At 63.0% G+C, this 21,835-nt stretch carries 20 protein-coding genes; 11 read left to right on the top strand and 9 right to left on the bottom strand.

Annotated features, from left to right (window positions below):
- Positions 1-53: 53 nt before the first annotated feature.
- The 9 genes from bioB to BLX42_RS20760 all read left to right on the top strand — a co-directional run bounded on the left by bioB (position 54) and on the right by BLX42_RS20760 (position 10,437).
- Positions 54-1,112, top strand: coding sequence for a biotin synthase BioB (gene bioB / locus BLX42_RS20800; RefSeq protein WP_046787546.1), 1,059 nt, complete (start codon positions 54-56; stop codon positions 1,110-1,112).
- A gap of 1 nt (position 1,113) precedes the next feature.
- Entirely contained in the window at positions 1,114-2,286 is a 1,173-nt protein-coding gene (gene bioF / locus BLX42_RS20795) for an 8-amino-7-oxononanoate synthase (RefSeq protein ID WP_115273054.1), read from the top strand.
- The gene (locus tag BLX42_RS20790) at positions 2,279-3,010 is read left to right on the top strand and encodes an alpha/beta fold hydrolase (RefSeq protein WP_046787548.1); all 732 of its coding nucleotides are present in this window, start codon (positions 2,279-2,281) and stop codon (positions 3,008-3,010) included. Before bioF ends, BLX42_RS20790 begins: the two co-directional genes overlap by 8 nt.
- A complete protein-coding gene (gene bioC / locus BLX42_RS20785) occupies positions 3,003-3,821 on the top strand; it encodes a malonyl-ACP O-methyltransferase BioC (protein WP_046787549.1) in 819 nt (272 codons plus the stop codon). The genes BLX42_RS20790 and bioC overlap by 8 nt, the downstream gene beginning before the upstream one ends.
- A gap of 10 nt (positions 3,822-3,831) precedes the next feature.
- Positions 3,832-4,512 (top strand): dethiobiotin synthase, encoded by a 681-nt coding sequence (gene bioD, locus BLX42_RS20780; protein WP_125924618.1) that lies wholly within the window; start codon positions 3,832-3,834, stop codon positions 4,510-4,512.
- A gap of 118 nt (positions 4,513-4,630) precedes the next feature.
- Positions 4,631-4,927: a pyrroloquinoline quinone biosynthesis protein PqqE gene (locus BLX42_RS20775; protein ID WP_161872515.1), complete on the top strand. Its 297-nt coding sequence runs from the start codon at positions 4,631-4,633 to the stop codon at positions 4,925-4,927.
- Between the two features lie 307 nt (positions 4,928-5,234).
- The gene (locus tag BLX42_RS20770; RefSeq protein ID WP_161872514.1) at positions 5,235-7,040 is read left to right on the top strand and encodes a phenylacyl-CoA dehydrogenase; all 1,806 of its coding nucleotides are present in this window, start codon (positions 5,235-5,237) and stop codon (positions 7,038-7,040) included.
- A 211-nt stretch (positions 7,041-7,251) separates the two neighbouring features.
- Positions 7,252-8,535: a GGDEF domain-containing protein gene (locus BLX42_RS20765; RefSeq protein WP_046787552.1), complete on the top strand. Its 1,284-nt coding sequence runs from the start codon at positions 7,252-7,254 to the stop codon at positions 8,533-8,535.
- A gap of 123 nt (positions 8,536-8,658) precedes the next feature.
- On the top strand, positions 8,659-10,437 hold the full coding sequence (locus BLX42_RS20760) for an acyl-CoA dehydrogenase C-terminal domain-containing protein (protein ID WP_046787553.1): 1,779 nt from the start codon (positions 8,659-8,661) through the stop codon (positions 10,435-10,437).
- A gap of 259 nt (positions 10,438-10,696) precedes the next feature.
- Here BLX42_RS20760 and BLX42_RS20755 read toward each other — a convergent pair whose 3' ends face one another.
- Positions 10,697-11,620 (bottom strand): LysR family transcriptional regulator, encoded by a 924-nt coding sequence (locus tag BLX42_RS20755; protein WP_046787554.1) that lies wholly within the window; start codon positions 11,618-11,620, stop codon positions 10,697-10,699.
- 208 nt (positions 11,621-11,828) lie between these two features.
- Between BLX42_RS20755 and BLX42_RS20750 the strand changes: the two genes are divergently transcribed.
- Both BLX42_RS20750 and BLX42_RS20745 read left to right on the top strand, forming a co-directional pair.
- Positions 11,829-13,109 carry an aspartate aminotransferase family protein gene (locus BLX42_RS20750; protein WP_046787555.1) on the top strand — a complete coding sequence of 427 codons (1,281 nt, stop codon included), beginning with the start codon at positions 11,829-11,831 and terminating at the stop codon, positions 13,107-13,109.
- A 194-nt stretch (positions 13,110-13,303) separates the two neighbouring features.
- Positions 13,304-13,462 carry a YqaE/Pmp3 family membrane protein gene (locus BLX42_RS20745; protein WP_012316587.1) on the top strand — a complete coding sequence of 53 codons (159 nt, stop codon included), beginning with the start codon at positions 13,304-13,306 and terminating at the stop codon, positions 13,460-13,462.
- Between the two features lie 31 nt (positions 13,463-13,493).
- Here the strand turns inward: BLX42_RS20745 and BLX42_RS20740 are convergent, their stop codons facing one another.
- The 8 genes from BLX42_RS20740 to BLX42_RS20705 form a co-directional block, all read right to left on the bottom strand.
- On the bottom strand, positions 13,494-15,317 hold the full coding sequence (locus BLX42_RS20740; RefSeq protein WP_161872513.1) for a S9 family peptidase: 1,824 nt from the start codon (positions 15,315-15,317) through the stop codon (positions 13,494-13,496).
- Positions 15,283-16,431 (bottom strand): pyrroloquinoline quinone biosynthesis protein PqqE, encoded by a 1,149-nt coding sequence (gene pqqE / locus BLX42_RS20735; RefSeq protein WP_115273046.1) that lies wholly within the window; start codon positions 16,429-16,431, stop codon positions 15,283-15,285. The genes BLX42_RS20740 and pqqE overlap by 35 nt, the downstream gene beginning before the upstream one ends.
- On the bottom strand, positions 16,403-16,678 hold the full coding sequence (gene pqqD / locus BLX42_RS20730) for a pyrroloquinoline quinone biosynthesis peptide chaperone PqqD (RefSeq protein WP_012316584.1): 276 nt from the start codon (positions 16,676-16,678) through the stop codon (positions 16,403-16,405). Before pqqD ends, pqqE begins: the two co-directional genes overlap by 29 nt.
- Positions 16,675-17,430 carry a pyrroloquinoline-quinone synthase PqqC gene (gene pqqC / locus BLX42_RS20725; protein ID WP_046787558.1) on the bottom strand — a complete coding sequence of 252 codons (756 nt, stop codon included), beginning with the start codon at positions 17,428-17,430 and terminating at the stop codon, positions 16,675-16,677. The genes pqqD and pqqC overlap by 4 nt, the downstream gene beginning before the upstream one ends.
- Positions 17,431-17,439: 9 nt before the next feature.
- A complete protein-coding gene (gene pqqB / locus BLX42_RS20720) occupies positions 17,440-18,351 on the bottom strand; it encodes a pyrroloquinoline quinone biosynthesis protein PqqB (RefSeq protein ID WP_046787559.1) in 912 nt (303 codons plus the stop codon).
- Positions 18,352-18,440: 89 nt separating this feature from the next.
- Positions 18,441-18,512: a pyrroloquinoline quinone precursor peptide PqqA gene (gene pqqA, locus BLX42_RS20715; protein WP_008365141.1), complete on the bottom strand. Its 72-nt coding sequence runs from the start codon at positions 18,510-18,512 to the stop codon at positions 18,441-18,443.
- Positions 18,513-18,680: 168 nt separating this feature from the next.
- Entirely contained in the window at positions 18,681-20,963 is a 2,283-nt protein-coding gene (pqqF, locus tag BLX42_RS20710) for a pyrroloquinoline quinone biosynthesis protein PqqF (protein ID WP_161872512.1), read from the bottom strand.
- A gap of 65 nt (positions 20,964-21,028) precedes the next feature.
- Positions 21,029-21,823 (bottom strand): carbon-nitrogen hydrolase family protein, encoded by a 795-nt coding sequence (locus BLX42_RS20705; RefSeq protein WP_046787561.1) that lies wholly within the window; start codon positions 21,821-21,823, stop codon positions 21,029-21,031.
- Between the last annotated feature and the right edge of the window lie 12 nt (positions 21,824-21,835).

Here is a 21,835-nt window from a genome sequence, read left to right as displayed (position 1 = left end):
CTGGCGGGCATTCCTGACCCGGCGCCAGCTACAGCCTAAACAAGGAAACGCCGATGAGCGCCAGCACAACTGCAACAACACGTCACGACTGGTCCCTGGCCGAGGTGAAGGCCCTGTTCCAGCAACCGTTCAACGACCTGCTGTTCCAGGCGCAAACCGTGCATCGGGCGCATTTCGACCCTAACCGCGTACAGGTTTCCACGCTGCTGTCGATCAAGACCGGCGCCTGCCCGGAAGATTGCAAATATTGTCCACAGTCCGGCCACTACAACACCGGGCTGGAAAAACAGAAGCTGATGGAAGTGCAGAAGGTGCTGGAAGAAGCGGCGCGGGCCAAGGCCATCGGTTCTACCCGCTTCTGCATGGGCGCCGCCTGGAAGCACCCCTCGGCCAAGGACATGCCCTACGTGCTGGAAATGGTCAAAGGGGTCAAGGCCATGGGGCTGGAAACCTGCATGACCCTGGGCAAGCTCGATCAGGACCAGACCCAGGCGCTGGCCCAGGCAGGCCTGGACTACTACAACCACAACCTCGATACCTCGCCGGAGTTCTACGCCAGCATCATCACCACCCGCACTTACAGCGAGCGTCTGCAGACCTTGGCCTACGTACGCGATGCCGGGATGAAGATCTGCTCCGGTGGCATTCTCGGGATGGGCGAGTCGCTCGACGATCGTGCAGGCCTGCTGATCCAGTTGGCCAACCTCCCCGAGCATCCCGAGTCGGTGCCGATCAACATGCTGGTGAAAGTGGCCGGCACCCCCCTGGCCGAAGAAGAAGATGTCGACCCGTTCGACTTCATCCGCATGCTGGCGGTCGCGCGGCTGCTGATGCCCAAGTCGCACGTGCGCCTGTCCGCCGGGCGCGAGCAGATGAACGAGCAGATGCAAGCGCTGGCCTTCATGGCCGGCGCCAATTCGATCTTCTATGGCGAGAAGCTGCTGACCACTGCCAACCCACAGGCCGACAAGGACATGCAGCTGTTCGCCCGCCTGGGCATCAAGCCTGAAGCGCGTGAAGAGCATGCCGACGAAGTGCACCAGGCCGCCATCGAACAGGCGCTGGTCGAGCAACGCAGCAGCGAGCTGTTCTATAACGCCGCGTCTGCCTGAGATGGCCTTCGATCTTGCAGCGCGTCTTGCCGAACGGCGCGCTGCAGACCTGTATCGGCAGCGGCCGCTGCTACAGAGCCCGCAAGGGCCGAACGTAGTGGTCGACGGCCAGCCGTTGCTGGCTTTCTGCAGCAATGACTACCTGGGCCTGGCCAACCACCCCGAGGTGATCGCCGCCTGGCAAGCCGGCGCCGAGCGTTGGGGTGTCGGTGGCGGAGCCTCGCACCTGGTGGTCGGCCACAGCACGCCGCACCATCAGGTCGAAGAGGCGCTGGCCGAATTGACCGGTCGCCCGCGTGCCTTGCTGTTTTCTACCGGCTACATGGCCAACCTCGGGGCCATTACCGCGCTGGTGGGGCAGGGCGATACGGTGTTGCAGGACCGCCTCAACCATGCCTCGCTGCTCGATGGCGGCTTGCTCAGTGGTGCCCGCTTCAACCGTTACCTGCACAACGATGCAGTCAGCCTGGCCAACCGCCTGGGCAAGGCCTGCGGCAATACCTTGGTGGTCACCGACGGTGTTTTCAGCATGGACGGTGATCTGGCCGACCTGCCTGCACTGGCCGAGGTCGCGCGTGCGCGTGGCGCCTGGTTGATGGTCGACGACGCTCACGGCCTGGGTACCTTGGGTGCCCAGGGCGGCGGTGTCGTCGAACACTTCGGCCTGGGCATCGATGACGTGCCCGTGCTGATCGGTACGCTGGGCAAGGCTTGCGGCACCGCGGGCGCCTTCGTTGCGGGCAGCGATGATTTGATCGAGGCACTGGTGCAGTTCGCCCGGCCGTACATCTATACCACCAGCCAGCCGCCGGCACTGGCCTGCGCCACGCTCAAGAGCCTGGAGCTGCTGCGCCGCGAAACCTGGCGCCGTGAGCACCTGGCCGGGTTGATCCGGCAGTTCCGCGAGGGTGCCGTGCAGATCGGCCTGCAGCTGATGGACAGCCCGACTCCGATCCAGCCGATCCTGATCGGCGACAGCGCACAGGCACTGCGCCTGTCGCAGATGCTGCGCGAACGAGGCCTGTTGGTCACCGCCATCCGCCCGCCTACCGTACCTGCTGGCAGTGCACGGCTGAGGGTAACCTTGAGCGCTGCGCACAGTGAGGCGCAGGTACAGCTATTGTTGAATGCATTGGCCGATTGTTATCCACAGCTGGAGGCCGCCGATGCGTAACCGACTGATCCTTCTTCCCGGCTGGGGCTTGGGTACTGCGGCCCTGGAGCCGCTGGCCGCCAGCCTGCGTGCGCAGGACGCGCGCCTGCAGGTCGAGCTGGCGCCCCTGCCGGAGCTGGCCGACGCCGATGTACAGGCGTGGGTCGACTACCTTGACCGCAAACTGCCCAGTGATACCTGGCTGGGCGGCTGGTCGCTCGGCGGCATGCTCGCCAGTGAGCTGGCTCGCAAGCGTGGCGACCACTGTTGCGGGTTGTTGACCTTGGCCAGCAACCCCTGCTTCGTGGCACGGGCGGATTGGCCGCATGGTATGGCCGATGACACCTTCGGGACCTTCCTCGACGGTTGCCGCAGCCACACCTCCGTTACCCTCAAGCGTTTCCGTACCTTGTGCAGTGACGGCGCCCTGCAGCCGCGCACGTTGCTGCGCCAGCTGGGCGTGGGGGTACCGGAGACCGACCCGCTGTACCTGGCCACCGGGCTTGAGGTGCTGGCTCAGCTGGATACCCGCGAAGCGCTGCAGGCGTACGGCGGCCCGCAACTGCACCTGTTCGCCGGCAGTGATGCGTTGGTGCCCCCCGAGGCGGCCAAAGCGCTGAGCGAGTTGTTGCCCGACGTTGAAGTCGGCCTGGTTGAAGAGAGTTCCCACGCGTTCCTGCTGGAGTACCCGCAGGAGCTGGCGGCGGGCATCAAGAGTTTCCTGCATGAGAGTGGCGATGACTGACCTTTCCCGTCCAACCCTGCCTGGCGCGCTGCCGGACAAGCGCCAGGTAGCGGCCTCGTTCTCCCGCGCGGCAGCCAGCTACGACAGCGTGGCGGCCTTGCAGCGCGCGGTGGGCATGACCCTGCTGGAGCAGTTGCCGGACGCACTGACGCCATCGCGCTGGCTCGACCTGGGCAGTGGTACGGGGCATTTCAGCCGGGTGCTGGCCGAGCGCTTCACGCCGGCGACGGGCGTGGCGGTGGACATCGCCGAAGGCATGTTGCGCCATGCCCGAGGCGAGCAGGGCGGGGCCCGCTACCATGTGGCAGGCGACGCCGAGCGGCTGCCGCTGCTTGATCACAGCGTCGACCTGGTTTTCTCCAGCCTGGCGGTGCAGTGGTGCGCGCAATTCTCCAGCGTGCTGGAAGAAGCACGGCGGGTATTGCGCCCGGGCGGTGTGCTGGCCTTCAGCAGCCTGTGTGTCGGTACCCTGGATGAATTGCGCGCCAGTTGGCAGGCCGTGGATGGCATGGTGCATGTCAACCGCTTCCGCCGGTTCGAGGACTATCAGCGACTGTGCGCGGCAAGCGGCCTGGAGCAGCTTGGCCTGCGTCAGCAGGCGCATGTGCTGCACTACCCGCATGTGCGCGGCCTGACCCATGAGCTAAAGGCACTTGGCGCCCACAACCTCAACCCTGGGCGGCCGTCGGGCCTGACTGGCCGTACCCGCATGCAGGGGCTGCTGCAGGCGTATGAAGCATTCCGCCAGCCACAAGGGCTGCCCGCCACCTATCAGGTGGTCTATGGTGTGTTGCGCAAGCCAAAGGCGTGAGAGGAGCGAAATGAGCCAGGCCTATTTCATCGCGGGTACCGATACCGATGTCGGCAAGACCACCATCGCAGCCGGGCTGTTGCATGCCGCACGGCTGCAGGGCCTGAGTACGCTGGGGGCAAAGCCGGTGGCGTCCGGCTGCACAGTGACCGCAAAGGGACTGCGCAACGCTGACGCCCAGGCGTTGATCGACGAGAGCACGCTCAAACTGCCTTATGAAGCGATCAACCCTTTTGCATTTGAACCTGCCATCGCGCCACATGTGGCGGCGCGTGAAGCGGGTGTGACGCTGGAGGTCCCGGCCCTGCTCAAGGCCATGCGCCACGTGCTGGATCAGGGCGCGGATTTCACCCTGGTCGAAGGTGCCGGTGGCTGGCGCGTGCCGCTGTCCGGCCATGCCAATCTGTCCGACCTGGCAATCGCCCTCAAGTTGCCGGTGATTCTGGTGGTAGGGGTGCGTCTTGGCTGCATCAACCATGCATTGCTCAGCGCCGAGGCAATCGCCAGGGACGGGTTGCAACTGGCAGGCTGGGTGGCCAATGTCATCGACCCGCGTACGTCGCGGTTGGAGGAGAACCTCGCCAGCCTGGCCGAGCGCTTGCCAGCGCCTTGCCTGGGGCGGGTGCCCAAGCTCAAGCAAGCGACTGCCGATGCAGTCGCGGAACATCTGCAGCTGGACTTGCTGGACTGAAGCGCCATGCCTCACGTCTATCAGATAGCACGGGGCCATTAGCGATTTAAACGGGCCTTTATGGCCCGGGCCTGTTTTAATCAGGCCTGTTCACATCCAGCGTCATTGGAGTTTTGACATGGAAATCACCGGTAGCTCCGCCTACTACGCGGGCCTCAGCGCCATCCAGAGCGGGCAGAACCGCGTCGACCAGGCGGCCAGCCAGATCGCCAGCAACACTGTCGAACGCGCCGCCACCAGCCAGTCCAGCGATTTTCAGGCCGAGCGCCTGCGTGCGGTTGACCGCAGCCAGCAGATGGACCTTGCCACCAGCACTGTACAGCTGACGCTGGGCAAAACCGAGGTCGAACTGGGCGCGAAAGTCGCCAAGGCTTCCGACGAAATGCTCGGTCGGTTCATCGATACCTACGCCTGAAGGCGCGGCACTTTCACAAACCTGCACAGTGCTCTGTGGAAGCGGGCCTGCCTGCGGATGCGTTTGATCAGGCTAGATTTTTTGCCTGAGCCGACGCCTTCGTGGGCAGGCCCGCTGCCATTGTCGTGGGCGTCTTTTCAGGCGATGGCATAAACGCCATGTTTCGCGGCATAAATGGCACCATAGTCCCTCCTTGACATCGGTCAGTCCTAAACGTAAGTTTCAAACAACTGTTTGACCGAAAGCCGGCAAGAGCTGGTCGGTATCAGCGGTCTCCCTACCGGACTCATCACAGAGGTTCATCGCAATGCCTGATTACAAAGCCCCCTTGCGTGATATTCGCTTCGTTCGCGACGAGCTGCTTGGCTATGAGGCGCACTATCAGAGCCTGCCGGGTTGCCAGGACGCAACGCCCGACATGGTCGACGCGATCCTCGAAGAAGGCGCGAAATTCTGTGAGCAGGTGCTGGCCCCGCTGAACCGTGTCGGTGACCTGGAAGGCTGCACCTGGAGCGAGTCCGGTGTGAAGACCCCGACCGGTTTCAAGCAGGCCTACGAGCAGTTCGTCGAAGGCGGCTGGCCAAGCCTTGCCCATGATGTCGCCCATGGCGGCCAGGGCCTGCCAGAGTCGCTGGGCCTGGCGTTGAGCGAGATGGTGGGTGAGTCGAACTGGTCGTGGGGCATGTACCCGGGCCTGTCCCATGGTGCGATGAACACCATTTCTGCGCACGGTACTGTAGAGCAGCAGGAAACCTACCTGACCAAACTGGTATCGGGCGAATGGACAGGCACCATGTGCCTGACCGAACCGCACTGCGGCACCGACCTGGGCATGCTGCGCACCAAGGCCGAGCCGCAAGCTGACGGCTCCTACCGCATTTCCGGCACCAAGATCTTCATTTCTGCCGGCGAACACGACATGGCCGATAACATCGTCCACATCGTGCTGGCACGCCTGCCGGATGCCCCGGCCGGCACCAAAGGTATCTCGCTGTTCATCGTGCCGAAGTTCCTGCCCAACGCCGAAGGCGGCGTGGGTGAGCGCAACGGCGTGAGCTGCGGCTCGCTCGAGCACAAGATGGGCATCCACGGCAACGCTACCTGCGTGATGAACTTCGACAGCGCCACCGGCTACCTGATCGGCCCAGCCAACAAGGGCCTGAACTGCATGTTCACGTTCATGAACACCGCCCGCCTGGGCACCGCGTTGCAGGGCCTGGCACATGCCGAGGTGGCCTTCCAGGGTGGCCTGAAGTACGCCCGTGACCGCCTGCAGATGCGTTCGCTGACCGGCCCCAAGGCGCCTGACAAGGCTGCTGACCCGATCATCGTGCACCCGGACGTTCGCCGCATGCTGCTGACCATGAAGGCCTTCGCCGAAGGCAACCGCGCCATGGTCTACTTCACCGCCAAGCAGGTGGACATCGTCAAATACAGCCAGGACGAGGAAGAGCGCAAGAAGGCCGACGCCCTGCTGGCCTTCCTGACCCCGATCGCCAAGGCCTTCATGACCGAAGTCGGCTTCGAGGCGGCCAACCACGGCGTGCAGATCTACGGCGGCCACGGCTTCATCGCCGAGTGGGGCATGGAGCAGAACGTGCGCGACAGCCGTATCTCCATGCTGTACGAAGGCACTACCGGCATTCAGGCCCTCGACCTGCTGGGCCGCAAAGTGCTGATGACCCAGGGCGAAGCGCTCAAGGGCTTCACCAAGATCGTGCACAAGTTCTGCCAGGTGCAGGAAGGCAATGAGGCTGTCAGGGAGTTCGTCGAGCCGCTGGCTGCAATCAACAAGGAATGGGGCGAACTGACCATGAAAGTGGGCATGGCCGCCATGAAGGACCGCGAAGAAGTAGGCGCTGCATCGGTGGATTACCTGATGTACTCCGGTTATGCGTGCCTGGCGTACTTCTGGGCCGACATGGCCCGCCTGGCTGCCGAGAAGCTGGCTGCCGGCACTTCGGAAGAAGCCTTCTACACCGCCAAGCTGCAGACGGCGCGCTTCTACTTCCAGCGTATCCTGCCGCGCACCCGCACGCACGTGGCGACCATGCTGTCCGGTGCCAGCAACCTGATGGCGATGGACGAAGAGCACTTCGGCCTGTCCTACTAAGCCGCAAGGCGTCACTGAAACCCGCTTGCCTTCACCGGCAGGCGGGTTTTCGTATTTTTGGGGCCGCTACGCCCCAAGATCCGGTTACAAGAAAAGCTCAAGCCCTCCGCCCCTGCTGCCGTTAACCCCCCGTGCATTCATCTATTCATGTGCGCTGCCGATGAAGTAAAGGCACAATGCCATTATTGATCTGCCGGGTCGGAGATTACCCTTGTTTCGTTTAAACGCTGTACGCGCAAGCCACTTCCTGCCTTCGCTGTTCCTCTTGCTGGCAGGGCTTGCGGCGGCATACGTGAGAGACCTCAGCGTCTTCTTCACATCACTGTTCAACGTCCTGCCCACCTTGGTCCTGCTGCTGGGTGGCGCCTACTGCGCGGTCTACCGTCGCCAGCGCGAGCTGTTCTTGATGGTCACGGTGTACATCGCCTACTTTCTGCTCGATACCCAGACCGACTACTACCGTGACCATGGGCGTGTGCGCGAGGACGCAGCGGTGATTTTCCATCTGGTGTGCCTGCTGCTGCCTGCATTGTTCGGGCTATTTGGCGCCTGGCAGGAGCGCACCCACCTGGCCCAGGACCTGCTTGCCCGGTTTGCTGTGCTGTTCGCTGTGGGTAGCGTGGCAGTGGCACTGGAGCAAAGTTTTCCCCAGGCACTGCTGGGCTGGTTGGCGGAAATCCGTTGGCCGTCGCTGCATGGGCAGTGGATGAGCCTGATCCAGATGGTCTACCCGTTGTTCATCGGTGTCTTCATGCTGCTGGTGGTGCAGTACCTGCGTGAGCCAAGGCCCTTGCATGCGGCCCAGATCATCGGGCTGATCGGTATCTTCTGGATGCTGCCCAAGACGTTCATCCTGCCGTTCACGCTGAACATCATGTGCAGCCAGGTGATGTTGATGATCGCTGCGGCGGTCTCCCACGAGGCCTATCAGATGGCCTTCCGTGACGAGCTGACCGGCCTGCCTGGGCGGCGCGCGCTGAACGAACGCATGCAGCGCCTGGGGCGCAACTACGTGATTGCCATGACCGACGTCGATCACTTCAAGAAATTCAACGACACCCATGGCCACGATGTCGGTGACCAAGTATTGCGCCTGGTCGCCAGCCGGCTGTCGAAGGTCACCGGTGGTGGGCGCGCCTACCGCTACGGTGGCGAGGAGTTTGCCTTGGTCTTCGCCGGCAAGACCGCCGAGGAATGCGTGCCGCATGTGGAAGCCGTGCGCGAGATGATCGCCAACTACACGATGCAGTTGCGTGACCAGAACAATCGGCCACAGGATGATTCCGCCGGGCGCCAGCGCCGCAGCGGCAGTGGTGCTGGCACGGTATCGGTGACCATCAGTATCGGCGTCGCTGAACGCCTTATCGAACACCGCAACCCCGAAGAAGTGCTCAAGTCAGCCGATCAGGCGCTTTACAGCGCCAAAGGTGCCGGCCGTAACTGTGTCATGGTTTACGGCCAACAATCACGGCGCGGAGCCGTTCGCACTGCGTGACCATTATTGACTATATGGTCGCGTGATGACCCTATGTCTCGCAAAAGTTGTTCGGTTACACTGGATTCAACCCCGTGCTGCGGTCCTTCGAGACCGCCCCGACCCCACCAGCGAGAGGTTGTCATGGCTGAATATAAAGCGCCGCTGCGCGACATGCGCTTCGTTCTGAATGAAGTCTTCAACGTGGCAGAGCTGTGGGCGCAATTGCCTGAGCTGGCCGAAACGGTCGATGCGCAAACCGCACTTGCCGTGCTGGAAGAAGCAGGCAAGGTCACCAGCAAGTCCATCGCCCCGCTCAGCCGCGCAGCTGACGAAGAGGGCTGTCACTGGGAAAACGGTGCGGTAAGCACCCCGGCTGGCTTCATCGAGGCCTACAACACTTACGCCGAGGGCGGCTGGGTGGGTGTGGGCGGCGATCCCCAGTACGGTGGCATGGGCATGCCCAAGGCGATTTCGGCCCAGGTTGAAGAAATGGTCAACGCGTCGAGCCTGGCGTTCGGCCTGTACCCGATGCTGACTGCGGGTGCCTGCCTGTCGATCAACGCCCACGCCAGCGAAGCGCTCAGGGAAAAGTACCTGCCGAACATGTATTCCGGCGTGTGGGCAGGTTCCATGTGCCTGACCGAGCCGCATGCCGGTACCGACCTTGGCATCATCCGTACCAAGGCCGAGCCCCAGGCCGATGGCAGCTACAAGGTCAGCGGCACCAAGATTTTCATCACTGGCGGCGAACACGACCTGACCGAAAACATCATCCACCTGGTGCTGGCCAAGCTGCCGGACGCACCGGCCGGGCCAAAGGGCATCTCGCTGTTCCTGGTGCCCAAGTTCCTGGTCAACGATGACGGCAGCCTTGGGGCGCGTAACCCGGCTACCTGTGGCTCGATCGAGCACAAAATGGGTATTCAGGCTTCGGCAACGTGTGTGATGAACTTCGATGAAGCTGTAGGTTACATCGTTGGCGAGCCGAACAAGGGCCTGGCGGCGATGTTCACCATGATGAACTACGAGCGCCTGGGGGTGGGCATTCAGGGGTTGGCCACGGCCGAACGCTCCTACCAGAATGCCGTCGAGTATGCCCGCGACCGTTTGCAGAGCCGTGCGCCCACCGGCCCGCAGGCCAAGGAAAAGGCGGCCGACCCGATCATCGTCCACCCGGATGTGCGCCGCATGCTGCTGACCATGAAAGCGCTGATCGAAGGTGGCCGCGCCTTCTCCACGTACGTGGCAATGCAACTGGACAGCGCCAAGTACAGCGAAGAGCCGGGTACGCGCAAGCGCAGTGAAGAGCTGGTGGCGCTGTTGACGCCGGTAGCCAAGGCCTTCCTCACCGACCTGGGCCTTGAGTGTGCGGTGCATGGCCAGCAGGTGTTCGGTGGCCATGGCTACATTCGCGAGTGGGGCCAGGAGCAACTGGTACGCGATGTGCGCATTACCCAGATCTATGAAGGCACCAACGGTATTCAGGCCCTGGACCTGATGGGCCGCAAGGTGGTGGCCAGTGGTGGTGCCTACTACAAGCTGTTCTCTGAGGAGATTCGCCAGTTCATTGCCAGCGCGGGTGGCGACCTGGATGAGTTCGCCAAGCCGCTGGGTGCCTACCTCGATCAACTCGACGGCCTTACCGAGTGGGTACTGGAGCAGGCCAAGGGCAACCCGAATGAGATTGGTGCTGCGTCGGTCGAGTACCTGCATGCCTTTGGCTATGTCGCCTATGCCTACATGTGGGCGTTGATGGCGCGGGCGGCCAAGGCGGGCGAGGGCGATGAGGCGTTCTACTCGGCCAAGCTGGGGACGGCGCGGTTCTACTTCGCCAGGCTGCTGCCGCGGGTGGATTCGCTGGTGGCTTCGGTCAAGGCGGGGAGCGAGTCGTTGTACTTGCTGGATGCCGAGCAGTTCTGACGAGTGGGATACACGCCCGCCGTTTGTTGATGAACGTTGTTTGTAAGCATTTTCCTACATCACGCGGTGACTTTTCGCCACTGGTGTCAGATTGGATCCACGGCTAATCTTGCTACATGGACGTTGCGCAGGAAGCGCAAAGGACAGAACAGGGACAAACGAAGGATTTCCTGCCAGGACGGTGGGGCGATAGGGATGTCACAGGGAAAAAGTCTGGGAAAACCCCGCTTCGGCGGGGTTTTCTTTGCGCGCGTGTATTTCAGCCAAGCACATCCAGCGGTGAAGCCCCCAGTTGCCGTGCGTCGGCTTCTTCCTCGAGCAGCGTGCGCAGCAACTCAACCGATGCCTGCTGGCGCTGGGCATCGCGAAATACCAGGCCAACCTTCAACGGCACCCGCGGCTCGCTCAGTGGTTTCCACAGCAACCCTTGGTCATCGTCGGCAGCCTCCTTGGCGCGGCCAGGCAGGATAGTGGCCAGTGCGGTGTGGGCCAGGCTGTCGAGAATGCCGCCCATGTTGTTCATCTCCGCCTGAACCTGCGGCCTGCGCCCCAGGCTGGCCAACTGTTGCTTCCAGATCTGGCGGATCTGGAATTCCTCGCCAAGCATCAGCATCGGCAGTTCTGCAGCTTGTCTGATAGAGACTTTCTTGAAGTCCTTCAACGGATGGGTATCAGGGATCACCAGCTGCAGTTCATCTTCGTACAGTAGCAAGCCGTGTAGCCCAGGTTGGCGTGGCGGCAGGTAGCTGATACCGATATCCAGGTTGCCGTTGAGCAGGCGTCGTTCGATTTCCAGCCCCGACAGCTCATAGATCTGTACCACAAGATGCGGTTGGGCCTTGCGCAACCGCTCAAGCAACTGCGGCACCAGGCTCGGCCGAACCGTCTGTAGTACGCCGATGGCCAGCGTGCGCAAGGACTGGCCCTTGAAGTTGCGCATCGCTTCGTGGGCGCGCTGCAGCCCATCGAGCAGAGGCAGGGCGTGGTTGTACAGGGTGTGGGCCGCCAAGGTCGGCAGCAGGCGCTTGTTGCTGCGCTCGAACAGGCTCAGGTCAAGGCTGTGCTCAAGCTGGCGGATCTGCTGCGAGAGGGCCGGCTGAGACAGTGACAGGCGTTCAGCAGCGCGGCCGACATGGCCTTCTTCATACACCGCGACGAAATAACGCAGTTGGCGAAAATCCATAAGTATTACTTATCGAAAAAGCTGAAAAAACGGAATGGCCGCAAGCGCCGCCGAGGCCTAGTCTATCGCCGTATTCCAGCGGGTTACAGCGATCAATTCGCGCATTGTTACCCCGTTTGAGAAACACTTTTGATAGGAAAGGCAAAATTATCAAGCGCCGGCGCCAAGACCGGACGTTGCCCTTTGCCGTGACTGGCCGGAGCCCCCGATGAACCTGTTCAACCTGCGCCGATCGGCCCCCGCCGCGGCTGTCGTGCCCAAGCGTGCGCCGGTAAGCGTGCCAGACGCATCGGCGTTGTCCCGCGAGCGCCTGATGCCCGGCGCCGAACGTGCGCCACAAGTGTTCGTGCGTGGCCAGGGGTCCTGGTTGTGGGATAACGAAGGGCATGCCTACCTGGATTTTACCCAGGGCGGCGCGGTAAACAGCCTGGGCCACAGCCCCAGCGTATTGGTCAAGGCGCTTGGCAATCAGGCCCAGGCGTTGATCAACCCGGGGGCCGGTTTCCATAGCCGTGGTTTGCTGACGCTGGCCAACCGCTTGTGCCAGAGCACCGGTAGCGATCAGGCGTACCTGCTCAACAGTGGCGCCGAGGCCTGTGAGGGGGCGATCAAGCTGGCGCGCAAATGGGGCCAATTACACCGCAATGGCGCCTATCACATCATCACTGCCAGCCAGGGCTGCCATGGCCGCAGCCTGGGGGCCCTGTCGGCATCCGATCCGCTGCCGTGCAACCGCTGTGAACCCGGCCTGCCGGGTTTCAGCAAAGTGCCATTCAATGACTTGGCGGCGCTGCATGCAGAAGTCGACTCGCGAACTGTGGCAATCATGCTCGAGCCGGTCCAGGGCGAGGCAGGTGTGATTCCCGCGACAAGGGAATACCTCAAAGGCGTCGAGCGGTTGTGCCGTGAGCTGGGCATCCTGCTGATCCTTGACGAGGTGCAGACTGGCATTGGCCGCTGCGGAGCATTGCTGGCCGAGGAAACCTACGGGGTACGCGCTGACATCATTACCTTGGGCAAAGGCCTGGGAGCCGGCGTGCCGCTGGCAGCCTTGCTTGCTCGTGGTACCGCTTGCTGCGCGGCCCCCGGCGAGCTGGAGGGCAGCCACCACGGTAATGCGCTGATGTGCGCTGCGGGCCTTGCGGTACTGGATACCGTACTGGAACCGGGCTTTTTCGAGCATGTCCAGGACAGTGGCCGCCATCTGCGCGATGGCCTGAGCCGCCTGGCCGGCCGCTATGGCCAGGGCGAAGTACGCGGCCAAGGCCTGCTCTGGGCGCTTCAGCTACAGGAACACCTGGCCAAGGACCTGGTGCAGGCGGCCTTGCACGAGGGCCTGCTTTTGAATGCCCCGCAGGCCGATGTGGTGCGTTTTACACCGGCGTTGACGGTGAGCAAAGGCAACATCGATGAAATGCTCCTGCGCCTGGCCCGGGCCTTCGCCCGCCTGCACGCGCAGCAGCATGCCCGCCGTGAAGTTTCGGCCTGATACGAATTCTACGAACCGTCTGGCGTTTCTGCGCATCGCCCCTGGCCTGATTCATTTGGCCCGGGGCGTTTTTTTTGTGGGGGGCAGGCCCTTGGCAAGGTGCCTGAGCGCTGCAAAAAAACCACGGCATGCACCGGTGGAACCTCTGCGATGCCCAGCTAGTCTCTGTTTAGACCCTTTGAGGAGAAACTTGCATGGACATCATTCGCATCATCATCGCCATCATCCTGCCGCCGCTGGGTGTGTTTCTGCAGGTCGGGTTCGGCGGGGCGTTCTGGCTGAATATCCTGCTGACCTTGCTGGGGTACATTCCGGGTATCGTGCATGCGGTGTACATCATCGCCAAGCGCTGAATCTGCTGGGGCCGCAGGGCGGCCCCAGGTTTCACTGGGCCAGCACCCGACAATAGAACTTCCATTCCTCCTCGAGGGCATGTGCAAGGTTTTCGGCCTTTCGAAAGCCATGCCGTTCGCCCGCGTAGAAGTGCCCCTCGGCCTCGATGCCATTGGCCTTCAACGCCTCAAGCATCGAGCGCGTCTGCTCCGGCACCACCACAGCATCCAGTTCACCCTGAAAGAAAATCACCGGTACGTTGATCTGCTCGGCATGCAACAGTGGGGTGCGTTGGCGATAGCGCTCGGCATCCTGTTGCGGGTCACCGATCAGCCAGTCGAGGTAATCGCCTTCGAACTTGTGTGTGGCGCGGCCCAGCGCAACCGGGTCACTCACCCCGTAGAGGCTGGCACCGGCACGGAATACGTCATGGAACGCCAGGGCGCACAGGGTGGTATAACCGCCGGCACTGCCACCACGTATGAAGGCTTTGCGGGGGTCGATCAAACCGCGTTCGGCCAGGTGTTCGACCGCCGCGCAGGCATCCTGTACATCGCTCTGGCCCCAGCGCAGGTGCAGGGCCTGGCGATACTCGCGACCATAACCAGTACTGCCCCGATAGTTCAGGTCGGCAACGGCGAAGCCACGCTGGGTCCAGTACTGAACCCGTGGGTCCAGCACCGGATAGCAGGCTGAGGTTGGCCCACCATGGATGAACACCACCAGCGGGGAAGGCCCTTTGGCGCCGGCTGCGGGGTAAAAGAAACCATGGGCAACCTCGCCGCCACTGTCGTAGAGGATGGATTGCGGCAGGCTGATGCAATCGGCTGGCAGTAACTCGGCGCCGCCTGCCAGAACCCGTACTTCGTGGCTTGCCCGGTCAATGGCAATGACGGCTGGCGGGCTGATCGGCGAGGCAGCGATTGCGTAGAGATGCCCGGCGTCGATGGCCAGGCTACGAAAACGGCTATAGGCACTGGCGAAGCGCTCCATCTGGCCGTCGACGGTGAGTAGCCCGAGTTGCCCGACGCCACCTTCGAACCAGCTGGCCAGGTAGCTTTGTGGTCCGATTGCCAGCCAGGTGCTGTTGCCCAGTTGCCAGGGTGCGGCAGCGTGGTCTGCAGGCTCGGCGGGCAAGGCTTGCCATAGCCCGCCCAACTCGCCCCAGGGCTGCCAGAAACCATTACGGTCGGACAGGCAGTACAAGCGCCCTTGCGCGTCGAAGCGAGGTTGCTGAAGGGACTCGTCATTCGCCGCGATGCAGCGCGGCGCGCCCCAGCTACCGTCACTTTGCCGTTCGCGACACATCAGCCGTGTGACTGTCCATGGCTGCGCCGGCCGGTCCCATTCGATCCAGGCCAGGCGTGTGCCATCGGCGCTGATCGTGGGGGATGCATAGAAATCAGCGCCTGCGCCGAGCACTTCAACGGTGGCCTCACCCAATGCCACCAGGCGATGTTCCACACTCTCGCCATGGCACTCCTCGACCGCCAGCACTTGGCCGTCGTGCCATTGCAGGTCGCCGTAGCGGCATTGGGCATTCTGGGTCAACGCATGCGGTGGCGCGCCATCAAGTCCCTGGTGATAGACCTGCTGGTCCTTCTCGTTGACGAACAGCACTGCGTCATCGCTCAGGCAGAAACTGCCTCCACCGTATTCATAGACCCGGCTGCGCACGCTGAAGCCGTCAGGCGTGAGGCAGCGTGCCTGCTGGTCACGCCAGCACCAGATGCGGCAAGCACCGTCGGCCGGGCGAAATTCATTCCAGAACAGGCCTTGGGGGCTGGCTTTGAGTTCGGCGAAATCGGTGCCGGCGGCGACGGCCTGCGCGGCACTGAATTCACCCGCGGGCAATGACACGTGAGTTGCGCTCATTACGGAAGGTCATCTGTTCAATGGCGAGGTCGGCCGTTTCTGCCTCCTCGCGGGCCTTGAGGATGATGCCGTGGTCGCTCGACTTGGCGCACACCGGGTCGGCGTTGCTGGCATCGCCGGTGAGCATGAAGGCCTGGCAGCGGCAGCCGCCGAAGTCCTTTTCTTTCTCGTCGCACGAGCGGCAGGGCTCGGGCATCCAGTCATAACCACGGAAACGATTGAAGCCGAACGAGTCGTACCAGATGTGCTTGAGGTCGTGATCGCGGACATTCGGGAACTGCACCGGCAGCTGACGTGCGCCATGGCAAGGCAGGGCAGTGCCGTCCGGCGTGATGGTCAAAAACAGGCTGCCCCAGCCATTCATGCAGGCCTTGGGGCGCTCTTCGTAGTAGTCCGGCGTGACGAAGATCAGCTTGCACGGGTTGCCTTCGGCCTTGAGCTTTGCACGGTACTCGTTGGTGATGCGTTCAGCGCGCTCAAGCTGCTCACGGGTCGGTAGCAGGCCCAGGCGGTTGAGGTGCGCCCAGCCATAGAACTGGCAGGTTGCAAGTTCGACGAAGTCGGCTTCAAGCGCCACGCACAGCTCGATGATGCGGTCGATCTTGTCGATGTTGTGCCGGTGGGTGACGAAGTTGAGCACCATCGGATAGCCATGGGCTTTCACTGCCCGGGCCATCTCCAGCTTCTGTGCGAAGGCCTTTTTCGACCCCGCCAGCAGGTTGTTCACCTGCTCGTCGCTGGCCTGGAAACTGATCTGGATGTGGTCCAGGCCGGCTTCCTTGAAGTTGGCGATACGTGCCTCGGTCAGGCCGATGCCGGAGGTGATCAGGTTGGTGTAGTAACCCAACCGGCGCGCTTCGCCGATCAGCTCGGCGAGGTCCTGGCGCACCAGCGGCTCACCGCCGGAAAAGCCGATCTGCGCGGCACCCATTTCACGGGCCTCGGCCATCACCTTGAACCACTGCGCGGTCGACAGCTCCTTGCCCTGTTCGGCGAAGTCGAGGGGGTTGGAGCAGTACGGGCACTGCAGCGGGCAGCGATAGGTCAGTTCGGCCAGCAGCCACAGCGGCAGGCCGACCGGTACCTCAGGCGAGTGTGATCCAGTGTTCGCCACGGGCCACCTCCATGAATTGCTCGATGTCATCAGCGACTTCGGGCACACCAGGGAATTGCTGTTCGAGCTCGGTGATGATCGCGTTCACATCACGTTTGCCGTCGATCAGGCCGCCTATGAGGGAGGCGCTGTCGTTGAGCTTGATCATGCCCTCAGGGTAGAGCAGCACGTGGCCTTTCTGCGCCGGTTCGTACTGGAACCGGTAACCGGGGCGCCAGTTCGGCACTTGCTTGCGGTCGAAACTCATAGGGCAATCCCCTTGTGCCATACCCGTTGCTGGGTGACGGTGTGATACGGCGGGCGGTGCAGCTCGTAGGCCATGCTCATGGCGTCGAGCATGCTCCAGAGGATATCCAGCTTGAACTGCAGGATTTCCAGCATACGCTCCTGGCCCGCCCGGGTGGTGTAGTGCTGCAAGGTGATCGTCAGGCCGTGCTCGACATCGCGCCGGGCCTGGCCCAGGCGGGTGCGGAAGTACTCGTAGCCGGCAGGATCGATCCACGGGTAGTGTTGCGGCCAGCTGTCCAGGCGCGACTGGTGGATCTGTGGGGCGAACAGTTCGGTCAGCGAGCTGCTGGCCGCTTCCTGCCAGCTGGCACGGCGGGCGAAGTTCACGTAGGCATCGACGGCGAAGCGCACACCTGGCAGCACCAGCTCTTGGGAACGCAGCTGGTCCGGGTCGAGCCCCACGGCCTGGCCCAGGCGCAGCCAGGCTTCGATACCACCGTCTTCGCCCGGGGCTCCGTCGTGGTCGAGCAGGCGCTGGATCCACTCGCGGCGCACTTCGCGGTCCGGGCAGTTGGCCAGGATCGCGGCATCCTTCATCGGGATGTTCACCTGGTAGTAGAAGCGGTTGGCTACCCAGCCCTGAATCTGTTCGCGGGTAGCGCGCCCTTCGTACATCGCCACGTGATAGGGGTGATGAATGTGGTAGTAGGCGCCCTTGGCGCGCAGGGCCTGCTCGAATTCGGCAGGCGACAGTGGCAGTGCCTCGCTCATCGGGCCTCCTTACAACTCGATGCTCATGCCGTCGAAGGCGACTTCCACACCGCGGCGCTGGACCTCGGCGCGTTCGGGGGAGTCTTCGTCCAGAATCGGGTTGGTGTTGTTGATGTGGATAAGTACCTTGCGCTGGCGTGGGAAACCGTCCAGCACCTCGAGCATGCCGCCGGGGCCGTTCTGCGCCAGGTGACCCATTTCGCGGCCAGTGCGGGTGCCGACGCCGCGGCGCTGCATTTCATCATCCTCCCACAGCGTGCCGTCGACCAGCAGGCAGTCAGCGCCGTGCATCATTGCCAGCAGCTTGTCGTCGACCTGGCCCAGGCCGGGCGCGTAGAACAGCTTGCCGCCGGTGCGGGTGTCTTCCACCAGCAGCCCCAGGTTGTCGCCCGGATGTGGGTCGAAGCGGTGCGGGGAGTAAGGCGGTGCGGCGCTGCGCAGCGGGAACGGAGTGAACCTGAGGTTGGGGCAGGCCGGGATGACAAAGCTGCCCTCGAGCTCGATGCGGTTCCACTGCAGGCCACCGTTCCAGTGGCTGAGCATGTTGAACAGCGGGAAGCCGGTGGTGAGGTCCTGATGGACCATGTCGGTGCACCAGACCTGATGCGGGCAGCCTTCGCGCAGGCTGAGCAGGCCGGTGGTGTGGTCGATCTGGCTGTCGAGCAGGACGATGGCGTTGATGCCGGTGTCGCGCAGGGCACGGGCCGGCTGCATTGGCGCGAAGGCCTGCAGTTGGGCACGGATGTCGGGTGAGGCGTTGCACAGGATCCAGTGCACACCGTCGTCGGACAGGGCAATCGACGACTGGGTGCGTGCCGTGGCGCGCAGGCTGCCATCGCGATAGCCCTTGCAGTTGGCGCAGTTGCAGTTCCACTGCGGGAAGCCACCGCCGGCGGCGGAACCGAGAATCTGGATGTACATGGTTGCTCTCTATCCGAACTGTGCGAAGAACCGTAGCCGAAAAAACGACAACGCCCCGGCTGGCCGAGGCGTTGAAACGCAGGCAGTGCTTAGCGGCTTGCGAAGTACATGGTCACTTCGAAGCCGATACGCAGGTCAGTGTATGCAGGTTTGGTCCACATGGTTTTGCTCCTTCCGGGTTAGGGTAGAGGGTTCAGCTATTTGTTTGGCGTCGCCTCGCGCCGAAGGTTCCGGCGGCTGAGATAGCGTTATCTTACAAGAAAATCTTGTACCGAAAGGTTAATTCTTCGAAAAGCGCCCTTGCGGTATACGTAACAATTGACCCTGGATCAGTGCCAGGCCCCCGCTGGCGCAGGCCCATTGGCCAGGCAGAGCAAGGGTGAATCGGCTGCGAGCAAGCGGCCCAGCAAATCGTCCAGATGCGCCTGTTGCGTCTTCAGGATAGCCACGCGTAACGCGGGCAGATCGTCGGGTAGTGTAGCCAAGTGTGTCTGCCATGCCCAATCGGCAAGCTCCGCGTTGGCCATGGCTGGCTCGTCGAACTGCGCCGCCAACCTTTGCCGTGCAGCAGCGTCGAGACATACACCTTGGCGCAGGAGGGTGAGCAGGTGACCGAGGATCTCGGCGTGGGTGGCACGGGGCGATTGCACGCCGAACAGCAGCCCGCCGATGCCCTCGACCTGACGAAAGGTACTGAACACGGCGTAACCCAGCTGCAATTCCACCCGTAGCCTTTGGTACACGGGCCCTTGCAGCAACTGGGCGAGAAGCCGGCCGCAGGCTTGCTGATGGTCAGGCACGGGGCAAAAAAGCAACAGTGCGGGTTCGCTGCCCGGCACCTTGGCGTGATGCCAGCGGCGGCCCTGCCAGTCGGGCGGCGGTACCGGCATGCCAAACTGCCCGGGGCAGCCTTGCAATGCTGCGCTCAGGGCTTGCAGGGCGGTTGCGTCGAACCCCACAGCCAGGCCATGCCATCGGCTGTGCTGCCATGCATCGTCGAGTGCCTGTTGATTGAGCGCGCGGGTTGCTTCGGGCGTTGGCACTGCGCCGGTGAGTGCATCTGGCAGTTGGTTGAGCAGGGCCCTGATCGGGATCAGCAAGGGGGGCTGTTGTGTCGCAGGCTCCCAGTCAGCGGGCGAACGCAAGCACGCCATCGCGAGTTCGACGGCCCTCGTGACCGCTGCGGGCAGGCCAATGCAACGCAGCTGCCAATTTTCGCCTGCGGCACTGAACTGCAGTTGCAACGCGGCACGCTCGCATCGCGCCTGTAGCGGCTGCAGGGCGCGTTCGAGCACGGCGTGCAAGCCCTGGCGCAGGGCCGAAGGCACTTGCCAGCGCAGGTGAACTGCCCCGTGTTGGCGTGCCGCCGGCAGTTGCTCACTGACCGTCAGCGCTGCAGGCAATTGAGGCGCCTGCGTTGGGGGCAAGCCGGTAAACAGCAAAGGCTCGGGTGCTGGCAGCTGCCATTGCCCTTGCTTGCGCGATGGCAGGCCTTCGAGCAGTGCCTGAAGTGCGCAGAGTGCTTGTGCATCAAGTGCCGCCAATGGCTGGCCTGCGCTGTCACGGCGGGCCAACTCGAGGGGGCTGGCGTTGCGTTCGCGGCTCTGTTGCAGAAGGCCGAATTCGGCGTTCAGGTGCGCCGGGTCAGTTTGCCGGATAAAGCCGAACCATCCGTGCAGCAGGGCGTGTACTTCCTCTGCACAGGCGTCTGCGCTGAGTTCGAGCTCGATGTGCCAGAGCATCTGCCCGGCGAAGGCGTACAGCATTTCTGCCTTGAAAGTTTGCAGCCAGCTGCGCTGGCGCAGTGCATCCAGCCAGGTGCCCGGCCTGCTGTCGCTCAAACCGGCAATCAGCAACTCCAATGCTCGTTCGCCACCAGGGGGCAGGTTTTCATGGGTGAATACCAGGGCTGTGTTCGTGTTCGACAGGGCAGGTGGCGGTGTTTGTGGCGTGCGTTCGCCGAAGGCAAACAAACCAGCGTAGTGCCTGCCAAGCTGTTCGAGCTCATCCAGCGGTTGCGGCCCACACAGGCTCAAGGTGATCTGGCCGCCGTGGTAGTAGCGTTGATGGAAATCTGTGAGGGCCCGCTGAAAGGCAGGATCCTGCAACGCCAGGGTATACCGGTTGCCAGCATGAAAACCGCCTAGCGGATGGCCAGCCGACACTGATTGCAGCAGGGCAAAATCCTTCTGGGCTTTAGGGTTGCGCGACCAGGCGATGAATTCGGCATGGATCACTTCACGCTCGCGGCGCTGGCGTTCGCTACCCAGGTCGGGTTCGGCGAGCATCTGGCAAAGGCGCTCCAGCCCGCCGGCCAAGGCTGCGGGCGGGACTTCAAAGAAGAAATCTGTGGTGCGTTCGCGGGTGCTGGCGTTGACCTGCCCGCCGAGGGTCTGGACGTAGCGCATCAGGCCGTCATCCAAGGCGAATCGAGGAGTGCCGAGGAAGAACAGATGCTCGAGAAAGTGCGCGAGCCCAGGCCATTTTGCCGGGGCATCGTGGCTGCCCGCGTGGACCCTCAGCGCAGCAGCCGAGCGCTTGAGCCGCGGGGCATGGCGCAGGGTGAGCTGCAGGCCGTTGGCTAATACGAGGTGGCGAGTGGCATCAGGCATGGGGGCTCCGGGGTAAGCACTCATGCTAACAAATTAGTTGGCCTGACCGCCGGCAAAGGCTGTTCTCAGCCCCGCCGCAGGTGCAATTCCTGGCGCAGATCTGCGAGGTAAGGAAACGCTTTGCGCCCCTGCACCACCTGTTCATGTTCCAGTTGTGCCAGCAGCTGGCACTCATCCCGACCGGCCATGGCCAGCAGGCTGCCATCCGGCCCGATGATGCTGCTCTGGCCGCAGTACTGGATTTCGCCCTCGGCCCCGCAATAGTTGGCATACACCAGGTAGCACTGGTTTTCCTGGGCCCGGGAGCGCACGGTCACCTGGCAGACAAAATCATACGGTGTCATGTTTGCGGTCGGCACCAGGATCAGCTCAGCGCCATCCAGCGCCAAGCGCCGGGCATTCTCCGGAAACTCGATGTCGTAGCAGATCAGCAGCCCCACCTTCCAGCCCTCCAGCTCGACCACCGGAAAGTGGTCGGCACCGGGGCTGAACATGGCGCGGTCCAGCTCACCGAACAGGTGCGTCTTGCGGTAATTGCACAGGCTGCGGCCATGGGCGTCGATCAGTTGCACGCTGTTGTAGATCGCGCCATCGTCAGTGCGCTCGGGGTAGCCGTAGACGATGGCGATGCGATGCGCCTGGGCGATCTCCACCACCTCCATGGCCGACGGGCCATCATCGGCCTCTGCCAGGCGTTCTACCTGTGCCAACCCGATGTTGTAGCCGCTCAGGAACATCTCCGGACACACCAGCAACTGCGCGCCGCGCTCGGCCGCCAACTGCGCCTGGTGGCGCAGCCGTTGCAGGTTGCCGGGCACGTCCAGCGGGTTGGGCGTGCCCTGGAACAGAGCGATGCGCATGCTGCCTCCTTG

Origin of the sequence: Pseudomonas sp. SG-MS2, assembly GCF_009933855.1 — a bacterium.
GTDB classification, from domain to species: domain Bacteria; phylum Pseudomonadota; class Gammaproteobacteria; order Pseudomonadales; family Pseudomonadaceae; genus Aquipseudomonas; species Aquipseudomonas putida_E.
This window is presented reverse-complemented; position numbering and strand designations above follow the sequence as displayed.

Excerpts from the sequence above, each read along its gene's own strand:
- BLX42_RS20755 (WP_046787554.1), bottom strand. The coding sequence starts at position 11,620 with ATGGATTTTCGCCAACTGCGTTATTTCGTCGCGGTGTATGAAGAAGGC.
- BLX42_RS20750 (WP_046787555.1), top strand. The coding sequence starts at position 11,829 with ATGAACCTGTTCAACCTGCGCCGATCGGCCCCCGCCGCGGCTGTCGTG.
- BLX42_RS20770 (WP_161872514.1), top strand. The coding sequence starts at position 5,235 with ATGCCTGATTACAAAGCCCCCTTGCGTGATATTCGCTTCGTTCGCGAC.
- BLX42_RS20760 (WP_046787553.1), top strand. The coding sequence starts at position 8,659 with ATGGCTGAATATAAAGCGCCGCTGCGCGACATGCGCTTCGTTCTGAAT.
- pqqB (WP_046787559.1), bottom strand. The coding sequence starts at position 18,351 with ATGTACATCCAGATTCTCGGTTCCGCCGCCGGCGGTGGCTTCCCGCAG.
- bioC (WP_046787549.1), top strand. The coding sequence starts at position 3,003 with ATGACTGACCTTTCCCGTCCAACCCTGCCTGGCGCGCTGCCGGACAAG.
- bioF (WP_115273054.1), top strand. The coding sequence starts at position 1,114 with ATGGCCTTCGATCTTGCAGCGCGTCTTGCCGAACGGCGCGCTGCAGAC.
- BLX42_RS20745 (WP_012316587.1), top strand. The coding sequence starts at position 13,304 with ATGGACATCATTCGCATCATCATCGCCATCATCCTGCCGCCGCTGGGT.
- BLX42_RS20705 (WP_046787561.1), bottom strand. The coding sequence starts at position 21,823 with ATGCGCATCGCTCTGTTCCAGGGCACGCCCAACCCGCTGGACGTGCCC.
- pqqC (WP_046787558.1), bottom strand. The coding sequence starts at position 17,430 with ATGAGCGAGGCACTGCCACTGTCGCCTGCCGAATTCGAGCAGGCCCTG.
- BLX42_RS20740 (WP_161872513.1), bottom strand. The coding sequence starts at position 15,317 with ATGAGCGCAACTCACGTGTCATTGCCCGCGGGTGAATTCAGTGCCGCG.
- pqqF (WP_161872512.1), bottom strand. The coding sequence starts at position 20,963 with ATGCCTGATGCCACTCGCCACCTCGTATTAGCCAACGGCCTGCAGCTC.
- bioD (WP_125924618.1), top strand. The coding sequence starts at position 3,832 with ATGAGCCAGGCCTATTTCATCGCGGGTACCGATACCGATGTCGGCAAG.
- BLX42_RS20775 (WP_161872515.1), top strand. The coding sequence starts at position 4,631 with ATGGAAATCACCGGTAGCTCCGCCTACTACGCGGGCCTCAGCGCCATC.
- BLX42_RS20790 (WP_046787548.1), top strand. The coding sequence starts at position 2,279 with ATGCGTAACCGACTGATCCTTCTTCCCGGCTGGGGCTTGGGTACTGCG.
- pqqD (WP_012316584.1), bottom strand. The coding sequence starts at position 16,678 with ATGAGTTTCGACCGCAAGCAAGTGCCGAACTGGCGCCCCGGTTACCGG.
- bioB (WP_046787546.1), top strand. The coding sequence starts at position 54 with ATGAGCGCCAGCACAACTGCAACAACACGTCACGACTGGTCCCTGGCC.